Origin of the sequence: Grimontia sp. AD028 (assembly GCF_000973155.1) — a bacterium.
Lineage (GTDB): Bacteria > Pseudomonadota > Gammaproteobacteria > Enterobacterales > Vibrionaceae > Enterovibrio > Enterovibrio indicus.
Window position 1 is genome coordinate 1 of record NZ_LASY01000176.1, and the last position, 4,865, is coordinate 4,865.

Genomic DNA, 4,865 nt, shown 5'->3' on the forward strand with positions numbered 1-4,865 from the left:
TCTGCCTTGCATAAAATCCCCACAAACTGCTGCAAAAATCATCACCAAAGGTCAACAGCCCCTAGAAAGTAAAAAGCCGACTGAAAAGTCGGCTTTTTCTTTGTGGCAAGGATTTGTTGAACTGTGTTGGTTAGCCCAGATTAACCATAAGCAATCGACGGTAGCCAGAGTACCAGGTTCGGCCAGAACACCAGCATCACCAAAGCCAGCAGCTGAAGGATAATGAAAGGAATCACACCCTTATAGATATCCATCAGTTTCACTTCCGGTGGACATACGCCTTTCAGGTAGAACAAAGCAAACCCGACGGGGGGTGTTAAGAAGCTCGTCTGCAAAGCCATCGCCACCAGCATCACAAACCAAACCAACTCTGGATTATCCAGCCCCGGGTAATCACCAATGCTCAAATCTAGGCCCAACACCACAGGTGCTAGCAGCGGTAGCACAATCAGGGTAATTTCAATCCAGTCGAGGAAGAAACCCAGCAGGAAAATCACCAACAGAATGAAAGCCACAATGCCGTAAGGACCAAATGGCAAGGCTTCAAAAGCACTTTCGATAAACTCGTCGCCGCCAAGTTCACGCAACACCAATGCAAAACAGGTCGCACCAATAAATATCGCGAAGATATAAGCGGTGGTTTTGTAGCTGTCGAGCAGCACTTCTTTCAGCACCGCGAACGAGAAACGTTTGTAGTAAACCGCCAGCAAAATCGCACCGAATGCACCCACACCAGAAGCTTCCGTTGGTGTCGCTATCCCCGCAAAGATAGAGCCTAACACCACAATGATCAGCATGAAGGTTGGCACAATCGCTTTGGCTACATCTTTGATGACTGCCCAATCAACGCCTTTGGCATCTTCCGGTAAAGGCAAAGAATCTGACTTCACCATCCCCATGATCAGCAGGTACACAATATAAATCGCGCCCAGCATTAAACCCGGGAACATGGCCCCCATAAAGAGGTCACCCACGGAAAGCCCCAACTGATCCGCCATGATCACCAACATGATAGAAGGCGGCAGTAAGATCCCGAGTGTGCCTGCCGAGGCGACGGTACCCAGTGCTAATGGAAGGTTATAACCCTGCTTCATCATGGCAGGCAGAGACATGGTCGCCAGCAACACCACCGATGCACCGATAATCCCTGTCGACGCAGCGAGGATGATACCAATTGCCATCACGGTAATTGCCAAACCGCCATGTACGCGGCCAAACAACGCCTGCATCGCATGCATCAAGCGATCCGCCACACCGGATTTATCCAGCATGTTCCCCATGAAAATGAACATCGGCAAGGCCACCAATATCCAGTTGTCCATGATTTTGTAGAGGCGGTTAACCACAAGCCCAAGGGTCGTGAAATCCAACCCTGTCCAAGTGTCGAGGTAGATATCGCTGTAATAGCCAATGAAGGCAAACGCCACGCCCACGCCGCCCAATACCCATGCGACTGGAATACCGATAAACAGCAGCACAATAAAACTGCCGAACATCGCCAGAATAAGAATCTCATTCGCTTCCATGCGAACCTCCTTTTCTCAGGTAAGCCACAGCACGGAGCAATCGGGCAAGGCTGGCAAAAGCCAACAAAGCCGCACTGAATGGAATCGCAGATTTGATCAACCATCGCCAAGGCAAACCGGACGGCGCATTGGAACGCTCATTCACCCGCCAGGCTTCGTACACGAAATCGAGGGAGTGAATGAAGATGACGTACATAAACGGCCAGACGAAGAACAGCACAGTGATAATTTCTATCCAGGATTTTGTCTTCTGCGAAAAGCGGTGATAGAAAATATCGACCCGAACGTGCGTTCCGGTGATCTCGGCATAAGACAAACCAAACAACACACCGATGGCATAGAGGTGCCACTGCAACTCTTCCAGCGCAATTTGGCCATTGTTGAAAACTTTTCGAAGCACTACCTGCGTGATGATTACCAGAACCAGAACCAAATAGCTCCAAGCCAGTGTGCGTCCGACAACCCGGACGACATGCTCAATGCTGTCTGCAAGTGGTGAAGCAGGGAGTGAGTGAGAAGGCTGGGTCATAACGAACTCCTACACCCATAGAAAAAGGAAAAGTGGGCAGCATCCTGCTGCCCAAAAACCACACAGCCTGTTATTGACCGCGCGGCAGGAACCCTTTCGATTCCCAGATCTGGTAGTTCTTACGGAAGTCAGACATGTCAGCCCATACTTTTGCGAAGTAAGGGTCTTTCTTCTGCTCTTCCACCACTTCCAGCCAGGTAGATTCAAACAAGTTCAGCATTTCGTCATTCCAGTAGCGGAGTTCAACACCCTGCTCCTGCGCTTTTTGCATCGCTTCAAACTGCATCGCTTCACCTTCGGCAATCGAGTTCGTCATTGAAGCCAAACACAGTGTTTCAACAGCAGACTGCTGATCTTCATCCATCTTGTTCCAGGTGTCTTTGTTGATCAGAAGTTCAAACATGGTGGCCTGCTGGTGCCAGCCTGGGAAGTAGTTGTATTTAACAATCTTATGGAAGCCCAGGCGTTGGTCGATAGCTGGCTGGGAGAACTCACTCGCGTCAATGGCACCTTTTTCCAGCGCACCGAAGATCTCGCCACCCGGAAGTTGAACCGTGCCGACACCGAGTTTTTCCATGACCTGACCACCGAGACCAAAGAAGCGCATGGTCAGGCCTTTTAAGTCTTCAGGCTTCTCAATAGGTTTTTTGAACCAACCTGATGTTTCAGGTGAAATGATCGCACAAGGCAAGACTTTCACGTTATAGCCCGCCTCGTCATACATGCCTTGATACAGTTTCAGGCCGTTGCCGTAGAACATCCACGCCATGTATTCCGGTGCTTCAGGGCCAAAAGGTACAGCAGAGAACAAAGCCGCTGCCGGCATTTTCCCTTGCCAGTAACCTGCAGTCGCGTACCCGGAATTCACTTTACCGCTGGATACCGCATCAAGAATTTCCAGTGGTGCCACCAGCTTACCCGGCTCGTAGACTTTCATTTTGATGGTGTTGCCTGACACAGGCTGAATGCGTTCGGAGACCCACTTAATTGGGGTGCCAAGAGCTGGTAAGTGAGTGCCGAAAGCAATAGGCGTTTTTAGCAATACTTTGTCAGCCAGCGCTGAGCCTGAAAAACAAAGTGTTGCTAAAGCGATTGCCTTAATAGGGGTCGAGATTGACGTTTTCATTGTCCACTCCTTGGTGCGCAGCTTCACTATTTAGGATGTATAAAAATGCTGCATGTAGGGTTGAGGTTTAGAGCACATTGACGCTGTTAAAAAGTTGTTACCATCTAGACTATGCCTGCAACAAATAAAAAAATATCAGGTAGAAAACGGACTTAGCGTCCATAGCATTGCGTAATCGCTGTACGTAGTTCTACGTAGCAAAGCGATTTTTTACGAAGCTAACGGAGTGATAGTGACAAAATTATCAGGCATGACGATGCCGATCAGGATGAAATTGCTGGTGCTGGCAATGCTTCCTTTGCTCTTGATGTTTGGTCTGATTATCGGGCTGGTAGTCATTCAGTCAGATAGTCTGTCTAAGAATCAGGCTAATCTCATTCGCTCGGAAACGCTGGCGTCCAAGAAACAAGAATTGCTGAAATACGTAGAACTCGCTCGCGCATCTATTTCTCCGGTTTATGATGCCGCTGGCGAAAATGATGAAGATGCTAAACAGCAAGTCATCGATATTTTGAATAACCTCACATACGGCGAGGATGGCTATTTCTTCGCATACACCTACGATGGCACAAACCTTGTGCTTCCCTATCAACCCGAACTCGTCGGCCAAAACATATGGGAAGTAGAAGACGCTCGAGGCTTCAAACTCCTTCAGGCACTGATCCACACCGCCCAACAAGGTGGTGGCTTTGTGGATTACTACTGGCACAAACCTTCCCGTAAAGAGCAAGTTAAAAAGCTCAGCTACGCCATTGGGCTCGATAAATGGGGCTGGATGGTGGGAACCGGTGTGTATATCGATGACATCGAGATTCAGGTCGAATCTGTTCACAGCAAAATTGACGAAACCATCAGCAAAACCTTTATCGGTCTGGGGATTGCGTTGGTGATCACCATTGGCATCATGGCAAGCCTTGCCACCAGCATTCACATCAATGCCCGAGAACTGGCCGACCAAAAGCTGCAAGCTCTTAACCGTCAGTTGATTGAATCACAGGAAGAAGAACGCACCCGTGTCGCCAGGGAACTGCATGATGGTATTAACCAGATTCTGGTGTCAGTGAAATACCGCCTCGATAACATCAAAGAAGCCAGAACCGACAAAGAACGGGAAGAGAACATCGCATTAGGCCAATCGACTCTCAACGAAGCCGTTCGCGAGCTTCGTCGAATATCCAAAGACCTACGTCCTGCATTGCTTGATGACTTGGGGCTATTGGTAGCATTGGAAGATCTCGCCAAAGAAGTCTCGCAGCGCTCTGGTATGACAGTGTTGTTTGAGCATCATCTGGACATGAGAAACGTGTCGAAATCGGCTGAAATCACCTTGTTCCGTGTTGCTCAGGAAGCGCTTCACAACGCAGAAAAACACGCCAAAGCGAAAGCCGTAGACATGATTTTGCAGGAAGAAGAAGGTGAAATCGTGCTCACCGTCGCTGATGACGGCATCGGATTCGAAGAACATAGAGTGTCGAACACCAGCCAGTCGATGGGCTTAAAGAATATGAGAGAACGCATCGAGAACCTTGATGGCACCTTCTCTATCAGCAGCTTGCAAGACCAAGGAACGGAAGTGCGGGCCATTGTTCCGATTGCAGTCTAAAGCGGAATGTTTCTAGGGGCTGTTGACCTTTGGTGATGGTTTTTGCAGCAGTTTGTGGGGGTTTTGTGCAAGGCAGAGGCT

The 4,865-nt window shown here is 49.1% G+C and carries 4 protein-coding genes; 1 reads left to right on the forward strand and 3 read right to left on the reverse strand.

The annotated features are described in order from the left end of the window. Nucleotides 1-140: 140 nt before the first annotated feature. The 3 genes from RN22_RS23975 to RN22_RS23985 all read right to left on the reverse strand — a co-directional run bounded on the left by RN22_RS23975 (nt 141) and on the right by RN22_RS23985 (nt 3,181). Entirely contained in the window at nt 141-1,526 is a 1,386-nt protein-coding gene (locus RN22_RS23975) for a TRAP transporter large permease subunit (RefSeq protein WP_046308450.1), read from the reverse strand. Further along, nucleotides 1,513-2,055 (reverse strand): TRAP transporter small permease subunit, encoded by a 543-nt coding sequence (locus RN22_RS23980; RefSeq protein ID WP_002539322.1) that lies wholly within the window; start codon nt 2,053-2,055, stop codon nt 1,513-1,515. Before RN22_RS23980 ends, RN22_RS23975 begins: the two co-directional genes overlap by 14 nt. 70 nt (nt 2,056-2,125) lie before the next feature. Beyond that, nucleotides 2,126-3,181, reverse strand: a complete 1,056-nt coding sequence (locus RN22_RS23985; RefSeq protein WP_046308451.1) for a TRAP transporter substrate-binding protein — start codon at nt 3,179-3,181, stop codon at nt 2,126-2,128. Nucleotides 3,182-3,413: 232 nt separating this feature from the next. Here RN22_RS23985 and RN22_RS23990 point away from each other — a divergent pair, with 232 nt between their 5' ends. Next, nucleotides 3,414-4,784, forward strand: a complete 1,371-nt coding sequence (locus tag RN22_RS23990; RefSeq protein WP_002539320.1) for a cache domain-containing protein — start codon at nt 3,414-3,416, stop codon at nt 4,782-4,784. Nucleotides 4,785-4,865: the final 81 nt, after the last annotated feature.